The sequence below is a fragment of the Flavobacterium plantiphilum genome (assembly GCF_046000495.1).
Classification (GTDB): domain Bacteria; phylum Bacteroidota; class Bacteroidia; order Flavobacteriales; family Flavobacteriaceae; genus Flavobacterium; species Flavobacterium plantiphilum.
Window position 1 is genome coordinate 176,394 of sequence record NZ_JBELQA010000005.1, and the last position, 16,900, is coordinate 193,293.

Annotated in this window: 10 protein-coding genes; 4 read left to right on the top strand and 6 right to left on the bottom strand. The window is 34.6% G+C overall.

The features are described from left to right. Positions 1-131 precede the first annotated feature (131 nt). Genes ABS764_RS10195 through ABS764_RS10205 form a run of 3 tightly spaced genes read left to right on the top strand, consistent with a single transcriptional unit; the run spans position 132 to position 5,974 of the window. A complete protein-coding gene (locus ABS764_RS10195; protein WP_408081686.1) occupies positions 132-1,493 on the top strand; it encodes a rhamnogalacturonan acetylesterase in 1,362 nt (453 codons plus the stop codon). A gap of 16 nt (positions 1,494-1,509) precedes the next feature. Beyond that, positions 1,510-4,377 carry a glycoside hydrolase family 2 TIM barrel-domain containing protein gene (locus ABS764_RS10200; RefSeq protein ID WP_408081687.1) on the top strand — a complete coding sequence of 956 codons (2,868 nt, stop codon included), beginning with the start codon at positions 1,510-1,512 and terminating at the stop codon, positions 4,375-4,377. 55 nt (positions 4,378-4,432) lie between these two features. Continuing rightward, positions 4,433-5,974 carry a rhamnogalacturonan acetylesterase gene (locus ABS764_RS10205; RefSeq protein WP_408081688.1) on the top strand — a complete coding sequence of 514 codons (1,542 nt, stop codon included), beginning with the start codon at positions 4,433-4,435 and terminating at the stop codon, positions 5,972-5,974. Positions 5,975-6,092: 118 nt separating this feature from the next. Here the strand turns inward: ABS764_RS10205 and ABS764_RS10210 are convergent, their stop codons facing one another. Next, positions 6,093-8,558: a glycosyl hydrolase 115 family protein gene (locus ABS764_RS10210; RefSeq protein ID WP_408081689.1), complete on the bottom strand. Its 2,466-nt coding sequence runs from the start codon at positions 8,556-8,558 to the stop codon at positions 6,093-6,095. A 189-nt stretch (positions 8,559-8,747) separates the two neighbouring features. Here ABS764_RS10210 and ABS764_RS10215 point away from each other — a divergent pair, with 189 nt between their 5' ends. After that, complete coding sequence (locus tag ABS764_RS10215) at positions 8,748-9,737, top strand: pectinesterase family protein (protein WP_408081690.1); 990 nt, start codon at positions 8,748-8,750, stop codon at positions 9,735-9,737. A gap of 52 nt (positions 9,738-9,789) precedes the next feature. Here ABS764_RS10215 and ABS764_RS10220 read toward each other — a convergent pair whose 3' ends face one another. From ABS764_RS10220 to ABS764_RS10240, 5 genes are all read right to left on the bottom strand, one after another. Further along, positions 9,790-12,429: a TonB-dependent siderophore receptor gene (locus tag ABS764_RS10220; protein ID WP_408081691.1), complete on the bottom strand. Its 2,640-nt coding sequence runs from the start codon at positions 12,427-12,429 to the stop codon at positions 9,790-9,792. A gap of 126 nt (positions 12,430-12,555) precedes the next feature. Continuing rightward, complete coding sequence (locus ABS764_RS10225; RefSeq protein WP_408081692.1) at positions 12,556-13,491, bottom strand: FecR family protein; 936 nt, start codon at positions 13,489-13,491, stop codon at positions 12,556-12,558. 80 nt (positions 13,492-13,571) lie between these two features. After that, positions 13,572-14,156, bottom strand: coding sequence for an RNA polymerase sigma-70 factor (locus ABS764_RS10230; RefSeq protein ID WP_408081851.1), 585 nt, complete (start codon positions 14,154-14,156; stop codon positions 13,572-13,574). Between the two features lie 175 nt (positions 14,157-14,331). After that, the gene (locus ABS764_RS10235) at positions 14,332-14,517 is read right to left on the bottom strand and encodes a hypothetical protein (RefSeq protein ID WP_408081693.1); all 186 of its coding nucleotides are present in this window, start codon (positions 14,515-14,517) and stop codon (positions 14,332-14,334) included. A gap of 48 nt (positions 14,518-14,565) precedes the next feature. Next, positions 14,566-16,689: a TonB-dependent receptor domain-containing protein gene (locus ABS764_RS10240; protein WP_408081694.1), complete on the bottom strand. Its 2,124-nt coding sequence runs from the start codon at positions 16,687-16,689 to the stop codon at positions 14,566-14,568. Positions 16,690-16,900: the final 211 nt, after the last annotated feature.

Consider the following 16,900-nt stretch of genomic DNA (forward strand, 5'->3'; position numbering starts at 1 on the left):
TAAATTGATTGACGAAGAAAAATTATTATGAAATCTTAGAGCTAATACAGAACACCTAGACAGTGCAGGATACTGATTTATTTGAAAAAAACTACTTTAGGCGATTATTTTAAAAAAGTATAACGATTGTTATGGTTCAGATAAAAAAGTTATTTCTTCTGTTTTTTGTGGCAGGTATTTTTAATATTTCTTGTTCGGCATCAGCATTAGCGGGATTGGCTTCCAAAGAAAAAGTGGAACAAACATCAGAAACGGTAGAAAAAAAAGTGTTTTACTTTGGTAAAAAAGTAAAAAAATCAAAGGAAGTAATTGTTGTTAATCAATCTGTAAGTTATGATGCTGGATCAGGTTACGGCTTTGATTTTAATACTGCTGAAAAAGTAAAATTAAATTCAGATTCTTTTACTATTGATGCACCAACTTATTTTTCAGTACAATTACCGGAGGGAAACTATCAGGTTGCAGTAACTTATGGGAGTGTTTCACAGAATACAAACACAACTATTAAAGCAGAATCAAGAAGATTGATGCTCGATCAGCACCAGCTTAAAAAAGGAGAAACTACTACAAAAATTTTTAATGTAAATGTCAGAACTCCTAAAATTAACAAGATATCTGAGATAAAACTCAAAGACCGTGATTTGGGTCAATTGAATTGGGATGAGAAACTAACTTTGGAATTTCTGGGAACTGTTGAAATAAAGAGTATTTCTATTGCTCCGATAGCAGATGTAACCACTGTTTATTTAGCGGGTGATTCTACTGTGACCGATCAGGATTTAGAGCCTTGGGCTTCCTGGGGACAGTATATTACTAATTATTTTGATAAAAATATTGTAGTTTCTAATTATGCTGCATCAGGATTAACATTACGCTCGTTTAAGGCCAGTTTGCGATTAGAGAAAGTTTTATCAGTTATCAAACCGGGGGATTACCTAATTGTAGAATTTGCTCATAACGACGAAAAAGAAAAAGGAGCAGGTATTGGTCCCTGGGATTCGTATTCTGCTTCTTTAAGAGAGTACGTTAATGCAGCGAGAGACAAAGGTGCAAATCCTATCCTGATTACTCCTGTGCAACGTCGTGCTTTTAATACCGATGGAACTTTAAAGCCTACACATGGTGATTATCCGGATGCGATGCGTAAAGTAGCGCAGGAAATGAATGTTCCGTTAGTTGATATTACAAAATTAACAACTACCTTATACGAAAGCTGGGGTGATGAGCCATCCCGAAAAGGCTTTGTACAATATCCCGCTAATACTTTTCCGGGTCAAAAAGAGAAATTAGAGGACAATACCCATTTTAATTCTTTTGGAGCCAATGAAATTGCACTTTGTGTGATTAAGGGACTTCGTGATTTGAATAGTCCGTTGGCAAACCATATTCTAAAAGAAGTATCTCAATACAATCCAAATTATCCAAATACTTTCGCTAATTGGACATTACCAATGAGTTCGCGTTTTGAAACGATAAAACCTGATGGAAATTAATTATAACTAAAAAAATATGTTTTTTAAAAAATCATTACAAACTACGATTGCGTTGTTCCTGCCTTTTTTATGTGTGATCAATGCAAATGCACAACAAACTACTAAAGTTTTTCTTTCTGGAACTGACTTTGAACATCCTGTTCAATGGGATTTTATGTGTACTGACGGAGCTAATAGTAAACAATGGTCGAAAATAAATGTGCCTTCCAACTGGGAATTACAAGGTTTTGGGGAGTATACTTATGGACGTTGGTACAAAGAATTGAATCAAAAAGAACCTAGTAAAGAAGAAGGTTTCTACAAACACGAATTTAAGATAGATGCTGCCGATAAAGGCAAAACAATTTATATCGTTTTTGGCGCAGCTATGACGGATACGGAAGTTAAAATAAACGGAAAATCGGCAGGGGCGATTCATCAGGGTGGTTTTTATGAGTTCAAATATGATATTTCGTCATTAATCAATTACGGAGGAACAAATGTTCTGGAAGCACATGTTTCCAAGCATTCAGCTAATAATTCTGTTAATGCGGCTGAAAGAAAGGCCGATTGGTGGCTTTTTGGCGGAATTTATCGTCCGGTTTGGCTCGAAATTATGCCAAAAGAGAATATTGCTCATGTAGCGGTAGATGCTAAAATGGACGGAACCTTAAATGCCGAATTGGATTTACAGAATATTGCTCAAAAAAGTACTGTTACGGCTTCGATAACTGCTGATGGAAGTGATAAGGTTTTAGGTAGTTTTTCTTTTGATGTTAATGCTAAAGAGACTAAAAAAGCCATTAGTATGAAGTTTTCAAACATCAAAGCATGGAGTCCAGAAACGCCTAATTTGTATCATCTGAAATTAGAGTTGAAACAAAAAGGAAAACCGATTCATGAGATTACAGAACGTATTGGTTTTAGAACTTTAGAATTTATCAAAAAAGACGGTATTTATGTCAATGGTAAAAAGATTATCATGAAAGGAATTAACCGTCATGAGATTTGGCCGGAATCCGGAAGAAGTACCAGCAAACGTCTAAGTATTATGGATGTGAATTTGCTAAAAGATATGAATATGAATGCTGTTCGCGGGCATTATCCGGCTGATAGTCATTTTTTACAAGTTTGTGATTCCTTAGGTATTTTTGTCTTGGATGAATTAGCGGGTTGGCAAAATTCATATGATACAGAGACTGGAAGTAAGTTAGTAAAAGAAATGGTAACTCGTGATGTAAATCATGCTTCGGTGATTATCTGGGATAACGGAAACGAAGGCGGATGGAATTATAAAACAGATAGTATTTTTAGAGATTTAGATCCGCAAAAACGCATTGTCATTCACCCTTGGTCTGACTTTGACGGCTGGGATGTGCATCATTATCCTGCGTATCAAACAGGGATTCACCGATTTGTAAATGGGGAAAATGTTTTCTTTCCAACAGAGTTTATGCACGCTACTTATGATAATGGAGGAGGAGCAGGACTGGAAGATTTCTGGAAACAATACAAAGAAAGTCCGCTGTTTGCCGGTGGATTTATTTGGGTTTTTTGTGATGAAGCCGTAAAAAGAGTCGATTGGACCGGAAAAGAGCAATTTGATTCCAAAGGTTCTTTAGCAGCTGACGGAGTTTTAGGACCTCACCGTGAAAAAGAAGGAAGCTTTTTTGCCATAAAAGAAATTTGGGCACCTATTCAATTTGCTCCTGTAAGTATTACTTCAAAATTTGATGGTGCATTTTTCATTTCAAATGATTATATCTATAGCAATTTAAATAGTTGTACTCTGGATTACAAAGTGATTAAGGGAGACAAAAATGCTTTTTATGGAAATAATGCCATTTCAGTTTTAGATAAAGGAAAAATTGAAATCCCAAATATTGAACCAGGCGAAACTTCGAAAATAAAAATTCCTGTTGCAGCTAACTTTTTTGAAGGAGACTGGATTGAAATTACCGCTCATGATCAGCATGGAAGAGAAATTTATACCTGGTCGTGGCCGATTCATAAAGGAGATTATTTTGCAGAGAAATTTTTATTGAAAAAAGAAGTTAAGGCTAAAGTATCTATAAAAGACGAAGCAGCTTCAGTTTCTTTAGTTAGTAAAGATGTTCAGGTTTCTTTTGATAAAAAAACAGGAAAAATCATCTCTGTTAAAAACAAAAACGGAATGGTACCTTTGACTAACGGGCCTACACCAATTGGTATGAAAGCTGAAGTAAAAAATATGCAAACTACTACCGAAAAGGATGCTGTTGTTTGTGTGGTGAATTATACAGGAGGTATAAAAAGTATCAAATGGACCATGACTGCTGACGGGCGCTTAAAAATGGAAATGCTGGCGCTAAAAGATGCCGGAGCCAATAATGGTTTTGATGGTGCTTTTGTTCAGGATAAAGTAGATGCTTTTGGTATTACTTTTGATTTCCCTGAAGAAGGAGTGGAAAGTATCAAATGGCTGGGGAATGGTCCTTATCATGTTTGGAAAAACAGAATCAAAGGAACCACAACCGGGATTTGGGAAAAAGAATACAATCAAACCGTTCCAGGAGAGAGTTTTGAGAATATGATTTTACCGGAATTTAAAGGATACCATGCCAACATGTATGCAGCTTCTTTGAAGGCTAAAGGGAATAATAGTTTCAAAATGTTTTCGACTTCCGAAAAAGTGTTTTTAAGATTGTTTACTCCGGATTTACCTAAAAATGCTTTTGACGGTGCTCATCCGCAACCGAGATTTCCGGAAGGTAATATTTCGTTCATGTATGAAATACCGGCAATGCGTTCTTTCAAACCTATTGAGCATCATGGACCACACAGCCAGCCGGCAAGTATCCGGATTAAAAGTGGTGACGAAGGAATTCAAATGAATATCTGGTTTGATTTTAGAACAGAGAAATAAGAAATTCAATAGCAATGATAATTGCAATATTCAATAATAAATAATGATTGTGAAAATGAAGATTAATAAATTTATACTTTTTGCTTTTTTTGTACTTTTTTTAGTGCAATTTCAGGCAGAAGCGCAACAAAAAATTACTGTTTATACTGTTGGAGATTCAACCGTTAAAAATGGTCGTGGTGACGGGACAGGAGGTCTTTGGGGTTGGGGCGATTACATCGGACAGTTTTTGGACAGTACCAAAATCAGAGTGGAAAACCATGCCTTAGGAGGAACCAGTAGCAGAACCTATCAAAATTTAGGTTTGTGGGATGTCGTCTACAAAAAATTAAAAAAAGGGGATTATGTCCTGATTCAGTGGGGACATAATGATGATGGTCCTTTGAATGATACAATCAGAGCAAGAGGAACAATTAAAGGAATCTCAGATAAGTCGGAAAAAATTGTGAATATGATTACCAAAAAACCGGAAGTGGTTCATTCTTATGGTTGGTATATTCGTAAAGTAGTAAAAGAAGCCAAAGAAAAGGGAGCAATCCCTGTGGTGATGTCGCCAATTCCTAGAAATACTTGGAAAGACGGGAAATTGCCTCGAAACAATACTTCTTATGGTTTGTGGGCGAAACAAATTGCCGATCAGGAAAAAGTGACCTTTATTGATTTGAATGACAGAATGGCTTCTAAACTGGAGAAATTTGGAGAAGCGAAAGTTACCGGAACGTATTTTTATCAAAAAGATCATACGCATCCTTCAGCCAAAGGAGCAGTGCTGGCCGCTACTTCAATTATTGAAGGGTTAAAAGCATCTACCAATTCTTTGAAGAATTATATCTTGGAAAATCAAGTAATTAAATTACCTCGAAAAATTAATATTTTTCTCATTGGTGATTCTACCATGGCTGAAAATAGTAATGAAAACGCAATAGGTTGGGGCATGATGGTTCCCCGTTATTTTGATACAACTCGTGTAACTATTGTTAACAAAGCCAGAGGAGGAAGAAGCAGCCGTACTTTTGATTATGAAGGACTTTGGGATAAAACTAAAAGTGAAATTCAACCGGGAGATTTTGTTATTATTCAATTTGGGCATAACGATGCGGGTAAGATTGACAGCGAAAAGTTCAGAGGTTCCATCCACGGAATTAGCGATGAAACCCGAGTAGTGAATCGTGCCGATAGTATCATGGAAACCGTGCATACTTATGGCTGGTACATGAAAAAATACATTCGTGAAACCGGAGAAAAAGGAGCGACTCCAATTGTGATGAGCTTAACGCCAAGAAATGAATGGCCAAACGGAAAAGTGGAGCAAAGAAAAACAACCTATGTAAAATGGGCTCAGGAAGTAGCTGCAGAGGAGAAAGCAGATTATATCGATCTGAGTGATAAAGTAGCTCAGAAATATGAAGTTTTAGGACAGGAAGCTGTAAAAGTATTTTTCCCGAAAGACCATACCCATACTGGTAGAGCGGGAGCGAATGCTGTTGCTGAAACCGCTGCTGAAGAGTTAAGAAATCTTAAAGGAAGTAAAATTCGGGATTTGGTTTTAGGAAAAAAGGAAATTGAAAATTTGCCTCCAGTAGAGTTGAATAAGTAATAGTTTTGAGTCATCGCGAGGAACGAAGCAATCTCAAAGCGAGAGTAACTAATGTGATTCCTCGTTCCTCGGAATGACACGACCACTTGAATCGTTTTAAGAATATTATGAGATACCGTTATTCAAATGGTATCTCATATTTTTTTTGCCCTTTAGGATAGATTGCCAATTGGTCAATAATAATTCCAGTTTGATTGACTTCAATTGTAATCGTATGTTTTCCTGTTTTTTCTATTTTGACCGGTAATGTAAAAATTGCTGCATTGCGTAATACATTAGCTTTCCAGGCTGCATTTCTGTCATAGCTGTTGAGTTTAAACGTTTTGCTGGTATTAGCATCGAATGAAATAGTGGCTTCATGGTCAGAATTATTGGCATGCGTTGGTATAAAACGAACTTCCACTTCATACTCTCCCGTTTTATCCGTTTCAAAAGTATAGGTTACCGAAGGTTTTTCTGATTCAAAATATTCTGATTTTAATGGAAACAAAGTAACAGCAACGTTACTGTATCCTAAACCGTCAATCGCTTTCCAGTTGTAGTTTTTTGCTTGTTTTTGGGTGGTAAATTCATTTGCCTGAATAGCAATAACTTCATTTTCTGGATTCGAGGCTTTGTTTTCGGCCACTTTTGGTAAGTTGGCATAATCTATAGGCTGATAAACCGGTAAGTTTCGGGGAACCATACTCATCATATTATTCCATTTTCCATTGCTTAATTCCGTATTGTAATAAAGAGTCAAAGCTTCGATTTCGCTATAAGCCTCTTTAGATGAATTTAGGTGTTTTTCTTTGGTAACCGAATCAGTTGTTTCTAAAGCTAAGTTCCAATATAAGAATTTGCGGTTCATGTAAGCAGCGCTTTTTACAGGGTATACGACCAGTTGAAACCAGGCGTATTTTCGTTCTTCGGGAATGGAAACCGACAGCTGATTAACTTTTTCCATTAAAGCATCATAAAGCGCTATTCTTCTGATGGCTTCATCTGTTGTAAAATCGGAAGGTTTAATTTGGGTAGTAGGTTCGGTTTGGCTCCAGCCCATAAATTCCGGTTTGCGTAACATCGCTAATCGGTAATATTCACTCATTACTGAACTTACTTCATAGGCAACTTTATCGTTAAATTCTCTTGCTGCCCAGTTTTTCAAATGTTGGTGAATTTCGTCTGGTTTTATCGAATTAATATCCCAGGCCAGATCCATGAAAAACTCTAAATCGTATTCGGCAGGTTTGATGTCACCCACGTTTACAATCCACATTTTCTGATCACCATTGGCATAAGCTTTAGACATTTCTTCCCAAATTAATCCGGGTTGCGTGCTGCACAACCACAGATAATCGTGTGGTCTTCCCCAATAGCTTATATGGTAATAAACTCCACCGCCACCCACTCTTTTTTGTTCTTTTTCATCGCTGAAACGTCTAATGTAACCGTAATTATCATCCGTCCACATCAGCGTTACGTCTTCCGGTATTTTCATTCCTTTGTTGTATTGTTCCAGGACTTCTTTGTACGGAATCATCACCTGTGGAATAGAAGTAATGGGTTTTTTGAAAGTCGCAGCCAGCATTTCACGTTGTGTAGTAATGATTTTTTCAACCATATTTTTGGCGTCTTCGGCATTTTTAGCCCCTTCCATCTGGCTGTCGTGAGCGCCGCGCATGCCCAGAGTCATGATGGTTTCGGCTTTGCTGTTTTTGATTTCATTGAGTCTGTCCTGCCAGTATTGATTAATGGTCACACTGTTAGTGAAATAATTAAAATCACCCATCGTTTCTTTTTTCCATTCATCCACATTGTTACGCATCATGGGTTCGGCATGGGAGGTTCCTAAAAGAATATGGTATTTTTGAGCCATTTCTTTATTACCTTCTATTTTAAAAAAGGCTTTAGTAGAAGGATGCATCGCCGGCCAAATTGTATTGGCTTTCAGGCGCAGCAGCAATTGAAATATTTTTTCGTAGGTTTTTGGACCAATATCTCCGGTTTCTTTTTCGAATGTTTTAGCCGCCCAGGGCTGTAATCCCCAGTCTTCATCATTTAAAAAGATACCGCGAAATTGTACTGATGGACTTTCGGTAATACCTTCTTTTGGAAGTTCTAAAGCTAATTTTTCTTTTTTAATATTGTGGACATCTGCCCACCATTTCCAAGGGGAAACCCCAAGTCTTTCAGCAACTTCAAAGATGCCGTAAACGGTACCACGCACATCGCTGCCTGTAATGTATAAGCTGTTTTTTTCGTTACTGATAGAGAATTTTTCCCAGGAACCTGATAGGTCTTTTTTTGACTTTTTGTAATTTTTAAAAAGCGTTTCATCAATCTGACCAATATAAATTCCGCTTTCAGAAGTTGGTTTTTGCGTCGAAATAATTTGTGGTTTCTGACCCGTTATTTCCTGAATGTCGGTAGCCAGTTCGTTTACCGCCCAAAGAATAAGTTCGTCTGATTCCGGATCAATGTAAATTGATTTTACTTCGTTTTTATCGGCAATAAGAAAAGAATTTTGATTTTGCTGACTCCAAAAAAGCTGGGTGTTACATACGAATAACAGTAAAAATAAATTTTGGATTTTGTTTCCCATTAAAATAGTTGTTTTGAAGAAATTCTGATGGTTTTTATAGCCGTCTAAAATAAGATAATAAGTTCAGAATAAGAAGTTATTTCGTGTTTTTTAGATGTGCAATCGATTACTATAAACTGGTTTTTTTTCTTTATTTTTGGATTTTGATTCCTTTTGATTTAAAAGGATGAATAATTAATTTATTAAAGAATGAAGTATATTTTAGTATTGTTTTTTTGCGTTTTTGCCAATAGTAGTTTTGGAAACTCAATAAAGTTAAATTTAGATAAAAAAATGACCGTTGCTCAGGACGGAAGCGGTGATTTCAAAACCGTTCAGGAAGCAATTGATGCTGCAGAAACAGATAAAGGGAGTGTTGAAATTTATATCAAAAATGGAATTTATAAGGAAAAATTGGTAATTCCTTCGTCTAAATCGCGATTAATTTTAGTAGGGGAGGATAAAGAAAAAACCATTATTACCAATGATGATTATTCCGGAAAACCAAATCCGAATTCGAAGCGAAACTTTGGAACTTCCGATTCCTACACGCTTTTAGTTCGCGCCAATGATGTTACGATTGAAAACGTAACTATTGAAAATTCCTGGTGTGACAAAGGGCAGGCTGTTTCTTTATGCGCAAAAGGAGAACGTTTTATAATAAGAAATGCTAATATTTTAGGTTGTCAGGACACTTTATTGACTGACGGTGATGGCTATTATCAATATTATGAAAATTGCTATATTGAGGGAACGACTGATTTTATTTTTGGTTCGGCAGTGGCAGTTTTTGAAAATTGTGTCATCAACAGTAAGAAAGATTCCTATATCACCGCGGCTTCCACACCTGAAAATCTGGAATTTGGTTATGTTTTTATCAATTGTAAATTGATTGCGGATGCGGGTGTGACTAAAGTTTTCTTAGGTCGTCCGTGGCGTCCGTATGCTAAAACTGTATTTATAAAATCGAAATTAGGAGATCATATTTTGCCGGAAGGCTGGAATCCGTGGAAAGACGAACGTTATCCGGATAAGGACAAAACCGCATTTTATGCTGAATACAAAAACAAAGGAAAAGGAGCAAAAACCAATAAAAGAGTTTCTTGGTCACACCAATTAACCAAAACAGAAGCTGCAAAATATACTTTGAAAAATATTTTTCCTAAAAATGATTTTTGGAAAGTGATTATAGAAAAATAAAAAAAAGCACCTCAAGTTAGGTTTTAATGATACTTGAGGCGCTTTTTTTGTATTAAAACTTGTAAGTCATATTGACCATAAAATTGGCTAATTTTTGCGGACGGGCATAATAACCATCACTTACCCAATATTGTTCGTCGAGAATATTATTTGCTTTAATACTTATTCTATATTTTGGACGATTATAGAAAATAGTAGCATCAAGAAGGTTGTAAGAGTCCAATGTAAAGGTATTAGCACTGTCCAGAAAAGTGTCAGAAACATAAGAATTTCCTATTCCGAGTCCCAGTCCTTGTGCTTTTCCATTAATAATAACATAACTTGCCCAAAGATTAAGCACATGTTCCGGAGTACCTTGTGCTCTTTTTCCAATTATATTTGCATTTGCTCTTGTAAATTCATTGTCATTATAACCATAACTGGCTACATAATTGAACCCTGAAAAAGGTCGGCCAATAATTTCTACCTCAAGTCCTTTACTTTTTTGTTTTCCGTCCTGTACAAAAAAGTTAATATTGTTACGAAGTTCATTTCGGGTACTATTTGTTACATCAATGTGGTAATAACTAACAGTAGCATTCAATTTGTTTGATAAATCAACTTTAAAACCACCTTCCCATTGTGCCGCTTGCTGCGGTTTAAAAATAGAAACTTCTCCATTAGGCTGAATTCGGTTTCCTACGTTTTTAAAACCATTTAAGTAATTTCCAAATACAGAGATTTTCTCTTTTAAAATTTGGTAAACCAGTCCAAATTTAGGAGAAACAGCGGTTTGATTGTATTTGCCTGTTGTGGCACGAGTCAGTGAATTTGTTGTCCCATCGCTGATAAAACGATCTACACGTAAACTTCCCATTACTAAAAATTGTTCGGTCAGGTTTAAAACATCTGAAACATAAGCACTGTAAGTTGATTCTTTGGTAATATTTTGTCCTGTGTTTCTTGCAGCTAATATTGCCTGAACATTTTCGAATCGAATAACCGGTGTTGCAGCGAGATTGTCCAAATTTGCAGGTTCAAATACTTTATCTCCGTAGCCCAGTCCGTCATATCTGGTTATTCTGGAAGCGGATAAATAATCAAAACCAGCAACTAATCTGTTTCGTAATTTACCTATTTTAAAATCTCCTGTAAAATTTTGCTGGAAGTTTTTTCGGGTTGTTTTTTCATCCGTAAAAGCTCTTAAAATTCGATCCACTGATGATGGATTTTGCCAGATATAATCAAAAATATAAAGATCGTCATAAGCACCACCGCCGAAGGCATATTTAGATTCTGAAATCCATTGGTCAGAAATTTTATATTCAGCTTCAATTAATACATTGTTCGAACTTTGTTTGCTTACTAATGAATTATCATTAAGCGATTGACGGTAATCCAGATTCATTTCTTTAAAACTGGTCTTTCCTAAGGTTGCTCCTGTAATCCAGCCTCCGGCAACAATTCCTTTCACGTTGAGAAAATCCATATCTAGATTCAGTTTTAAACGATCATTTACCTGATAAGAAATGCTAGGAGCAATAAGTGTTGAGGCGTTGTTTCCCTGATCCTGAAAACTGTTTTCGGTCTGGCGGGATATATTCAGTCGAACTAGTAAACCATCTGCGTTTTGAATTGGAGTATTGATATCAAGCGTCATCCGGTTTAGATTCCAACTTCCGCCTGTATAACTTATTTCGCCTCCAAAACGGTTGTATGGTTTCTTAGTTACGTAATTTACAATACCTCCAAAAGAAGTCATTTGTGCTCCAAAAAGAGTAGAGCTTGGTCCTTTGATGGTTTCCACGCGTTCCACATTAGCTAAATCAATACCTGTTCGCAGATAAGTTGCCATTCCGTTACGGAAATTCTCGCTGGTTTGAAAACCTCTGGAGAAAAAAGAGGGCATTCCTGAGCCCGTTTTAGCAGGAGCAGCTCCAGGAACATTTCTAAAAGATTCTTCAAGCGTTAATGCCATTTGTTCTTTAATAAGTTCTTTGTCAACTACACTATAAACTTGTGCGTTTTCCAAATTTTTAAGCGGAAGTCGAGCTACATATTCGCTTTCTTTTTTTGAAGTAATAGAATATTTATTCCCTACTACAACCACTTCTTTTAAAGCTTCACTCGTTTCGCTTAATATAAAATTAACTTTAGTATTTGTATTGGCTACTATACTTACGGGTTGTTTCTGCTCTTTTAAATCAAGAGAACGAACTAAAATAGTATATTCACCTTCTGGTGCAGAAAATTTAAAGTATCCATTTTCATCAGAAGTGGCGCCTAAATTAGTTCCTTGTAATGCAACGGAAACAAATGGAGCAGGATTGCCGTCAACGGTAGTTAATTTTCCCGAAACCTGTCCTTTTTCGGTATTGTTTTGCAAGTGTATCGTATTGTTTCGTATGCGATAATATACCTGGTGTTTTACAAATAGTTCATTAAGTACTTCTCGCAAAGGTTCATTAAAGTAATTTTTACTAACAAGTCTATTTGTTTTAAAAATGTTCGAAGTATAAGAGAAAGAGCAAGATGCTTGTTCTTCTATTTTTGTAATAACATTAGGGAGGTTTTCATTTTTAAAACTTAAAGTAACTCTCTTGTCTAAAAGTGAATCTTGTGCGAAAATATGCTGCGCATTGAAGCATAATATAAAGAAAAAGGCGATTTTTAATACACGTGTAGAACATGTGTTTATTGTTTTAGATTTCATATTTTTGTAAAAAATGTTTATTTAATTGCTATTGAATGACATTCGCCAGTATGTAGTTTGGACACGGCATACTGGTTTTTTTATTGTTTTTAGGGTTAGGTTTGTTTCATTTCTATTTTTTTAGGATTAATAAATTATAATATCATTTCCTTTTATCTCATATCTAAACTTTAGTACAAAGCTCAAATCGTCTAAAAGATTTCCTATTTCAGGATTTTCAAATTCTCCTTTATAGATTTGATTTTTTAATTGATGTTTTTTAATGTGAATGGTTACACCGTAAATACGTTCTATTTTATTTGCAATTTCTAAAAACGATTCATTAGTAAAATACAGTGTGTTATTCATCCAGCCTTTGTAATACTTGGTGTTTACGGTAGTTTTTACAAGACTATCATCATCTAATATAACTTGTTCGTTAGGTAATATGATAAGGGGTTTTGTTTTGTTTTTCTTGTCTTTAAAAGAAACTTTACCTTCGTCTAATGTTAATGTAGTAGGTTCTTTAGTATAAGCCGATAAATTAAATTTTGTTCCTAAAACCGTAGTCTCTGATTTTTTGGTTTGGATTGTAAAAGGACGTAGGCTATCTTTTGCTACTTCAAAATAAGCTTCTCCTTCTAAAAAGATCTTACGATTATTGCTAGCAAATTTTTCAGGAATTTTTAAAGTAGAATTAGCATTCAAATGAACTACTGTACCATCACTTAAAGTGATATTTTTCATTTCTCTTACCAATGTTTTACAAACAAGGATTTTTTCAGGATTATCAGCATTAGAAAAAGATTTCTTGAATATTCCTAAACCAATTAATAGAGCAATACTGGCAGCAATTGCCCAAGGTGTTGTTTTCTGGAATATGTTTGCCTTTTTTTCCGGTTCAGCAACTATTGTTTCTTTAATAGTGCCCCACATTTTTTCTTCCAAAAAATCAGAAGTAGGGATTTCCTCCTCTTCTTCTGTTTGGTTTGTTTCATTTAGCCATTGCTCAATAATTTCTTTTTCCTGCTCGGAGCATTGATGGCTGGCATATTTTTTTAATAATTCAGGGGTAATTTTCATTTGACTAAACCTTGTTCAATAGTATAGTCGAAAAAAAAGGAAGGGAGTCCTAGTGAAGAAATAAAATTGATGAATATTTTTTATAAAAGATGATGCAACAAAGTTATTGCATAAAAAGAAGGGATGTTTTTTCGTATTAGACCCAGTGCTTTGGTAAGATGATTTTTTACTGTTTTAGGCGAAATATTTAGATTATCGGCTATTTCAGTTGTACTCATTTGTTCTTCACGGCTTAATCGATATACTTTTTGACATTGACACGGTAAGTCGCTGACTATAAGTTCGACATCTTGTTCAAGAAACTGGTATAAAGCTTCATTTTGTTGCAGAAATTCTTTGTCAAATTCAGGATGTTCGCATAAATTACATTCGAGGAGATTATTTTCTTTAGCAGATGATTGAATTCTGTAATAGTCGATGACTTTTAATTTGGCAGATTTAATCAAATAATGCTCAATTGAAGATGTAATTACTAATTTATTTCTTCTGTTCCAAAGTGAAATAAAAATGTCTTGAACCATATCTTCAGAGGCTTCTTTATTTGAAGTTTTGCTGTAGCATATAGCATATAATTTTTTCCAAAAGTCTCTGTAAAGACTTTTGAAATCAGAATAATCAGATAAATTATATGTTCTGGCTTTCTCTTTGATAATTGAAGTTTTTATAAATCATTTGGTTGCAAATATAATCAATAAAACATTATTTAGAATTATTAAAAATTACGTTTTTTATTATTATTTTGATGATTCTTTTTAGCACTAGATGATATAAAAAAAGGTTCAAAAACAAATGCTTTTAAACCTTTTTTTGGATTATTTAATGTAAAATTAGAAGTGTAATCTAATTCAGGAAATAGCTTTTAAATTCTTCTAATTCACTATGCAGTTCTGAAAAATCGACAAACCATTTTCCTAGTTTTTCAATATCTGAAGGGGTGAGTGTATGAATGGCTTTTTGTAATTCTCTTGAAAAAAGTAAGGAGTCAAAACTTACTTTTTCTAATATTAAAATCGTATAGTCTAACATAATGTATACTGATTAAGATTAATAAATATGGGGCGCTTCTGATGAGCATTAAATTCGATAGGTAAAGGCTATTGTAGCCACACGGCTGTCAAGGTTATATCTTCTGTCGATACTGGTTTGTCCGATGGCTGAATTGATATTGTAATTTTTTGTTTTAAAAACATCGGTAATATTCAATTTAATACTCCCTTTTTTATCCAGTATCTGTTTAGAAAACCCGATGCTGAAATCAAAGAAATCGTCTCTTACATAAATTCCAACATTAGATTTTGACTGATATTGTGCATTGGCTTCGGCTTTCCAGGTTTCGCTAATAGTAAATGAGTTTTGCACATTTAAATTGCAGGTTACAATAGGGGTAATTCTATCGTTATTGAAAGTATTTCCCATATACCTGTTTTCAAAAATGTTAAATAATGTACTGGCTGACCACCATTTGTAAATTTTGGTCGTATTAGTAATATTGGTACCATAATTATATGATTTGTCCACATTTACCTGTGTGGTTATTGTGGTATTTTCTTCAGGATTATACAGGTAAACTTCTGTAAAAACATCCTTAGTCTGATTGAAATACAGCGTAGCCATGACGATATTTTTCCAGCTATAACCTATTTCAGCAGCATCTGCTATTTCAGGAATTAAATTTGGATTTCCCTGATAATAATTGAACGGATCATTGTAAAAACGAAACGGGTTTAAATCAAATTGATTGGGTCTGTTAATTCTTTTACTGTAAGAAGCATGAAATGAATGATTGTCTGCTAAGTCGTATTTGATAGAAAGGCTCGGAAACCACTTTATGTAATCACTTTTGTATTTCTCATTTAATGTTTTCTGATCAATAACTATTGCCGTATATTCAGATCGTAAACCAGCCTGAAAATTGATTTTGTCTAATTGATATTTGTAATTAATGTATCCGGCATAAATTTCTTCATTGTATTCAAAATGATTGGTCGAATTCAAGTCAACTATCCATTCGTTATTTTCATAATATTCATAGAGCGACGGATTTTCATTGTTTTTTATTCCGGCTTTAAATCCCCATTCTACAGTATGTTTTTCCTGAAAAGGATTTGTAAAATCAACTTTAGCTGTATAAACTTTTAGCAAAGAAGGAATAAAACCTCTACGGTCATTGATTGAGTTGGGATTGGAGTCGTCTGTGTTTTCAGCTGTTTGAAATTGTCTGGATCTGAATTTAGATGTTTCATATTCCAGATCAAAATTCATATTTCGACCTTCGTTATTAAATTTATGAACTCCCGAAAGCGCATAAGTATAATCATACCAGTTTTCTTTGCTGTTATTATAAGTTGCTACATCCAGCAGTGATTGATTGTTATTGTCCAGCAAAATATTCCCACCATTGGCAATGTTTTCATAGCGACCTATTTTGGCATCGATATACATTTCTAAATTCGTTTTTGGCGAAACTTGATATTGTGTGCCAATTTTAAAATTGTTAGAAGTAAGCGGTTCATCGGTAATTGTAAATTGGCGATTAGTTGTTGCAATTTCTTGTCTGGAAGCCTCTGTATATTGAATTTGATTAAAAAGTTTACGTTCTTCTTCTCCTCTGAAAGTGTAGCTGTAATTACCAAATATGCCAAATTTATCTTTATTGTAACTCAGGTTCAAACCAGAATTAGTTCTGTTTTTTCTACTGCGGGCGTAATTAGTAAAAGCAGTCCCTTTTAATCCTGATGCCGGTGATTTTTTCATCACGATGTTAATAATCCCGGCTTTTCCGGCCGCATCGTATTTAGAAGAAGGATTAGTAATTACTTCAATTTGTTTGATGTTTGATGAGGTTGTCGATTTTAAATAATTGGCCAATTCTTTTTGAGAAAGCTGTGTAAGTTTGCCGTCAATCATGACGCTGACTCCTTGTTGCCCTCTGATAGCTAAGTCACCATCCTGAGATACCACTACTCCGGGTGCACGGGCTAAAACGTCTAATGCTGTTCCTCCTTCAGATACGATACTATTTTCCACATTAAAAATCATTCGATCTGATTTTTGAACATAAGTTTCTTTCTTTTTTACAATAATTACTTCTTCTAAATCATTAAAATAGGTTTCTATAATACTGTCTTTTTTCTTTTCAGCTTGCGAAAAACTAGAGATAGAAATGGTGAGTAGTAATAAGGTTATTAAGGTTTTCATTGTTAATATTTTGTGTTTTTCAATGCTGAATCTCAGTTTTTAGAGGAGTGTTTTTTATTAGATTTTGAACAAAAAGTTAGATTTTGTATTGCAAATATATATTTATTTATACTAAGTCTAAATAAGAAAAAATGTTAATTATTTAATAATTGTCATAAATGACTGATTGTTAGTAAGTATTAATAAAAAGAATGTGTGTAAATGATTTATC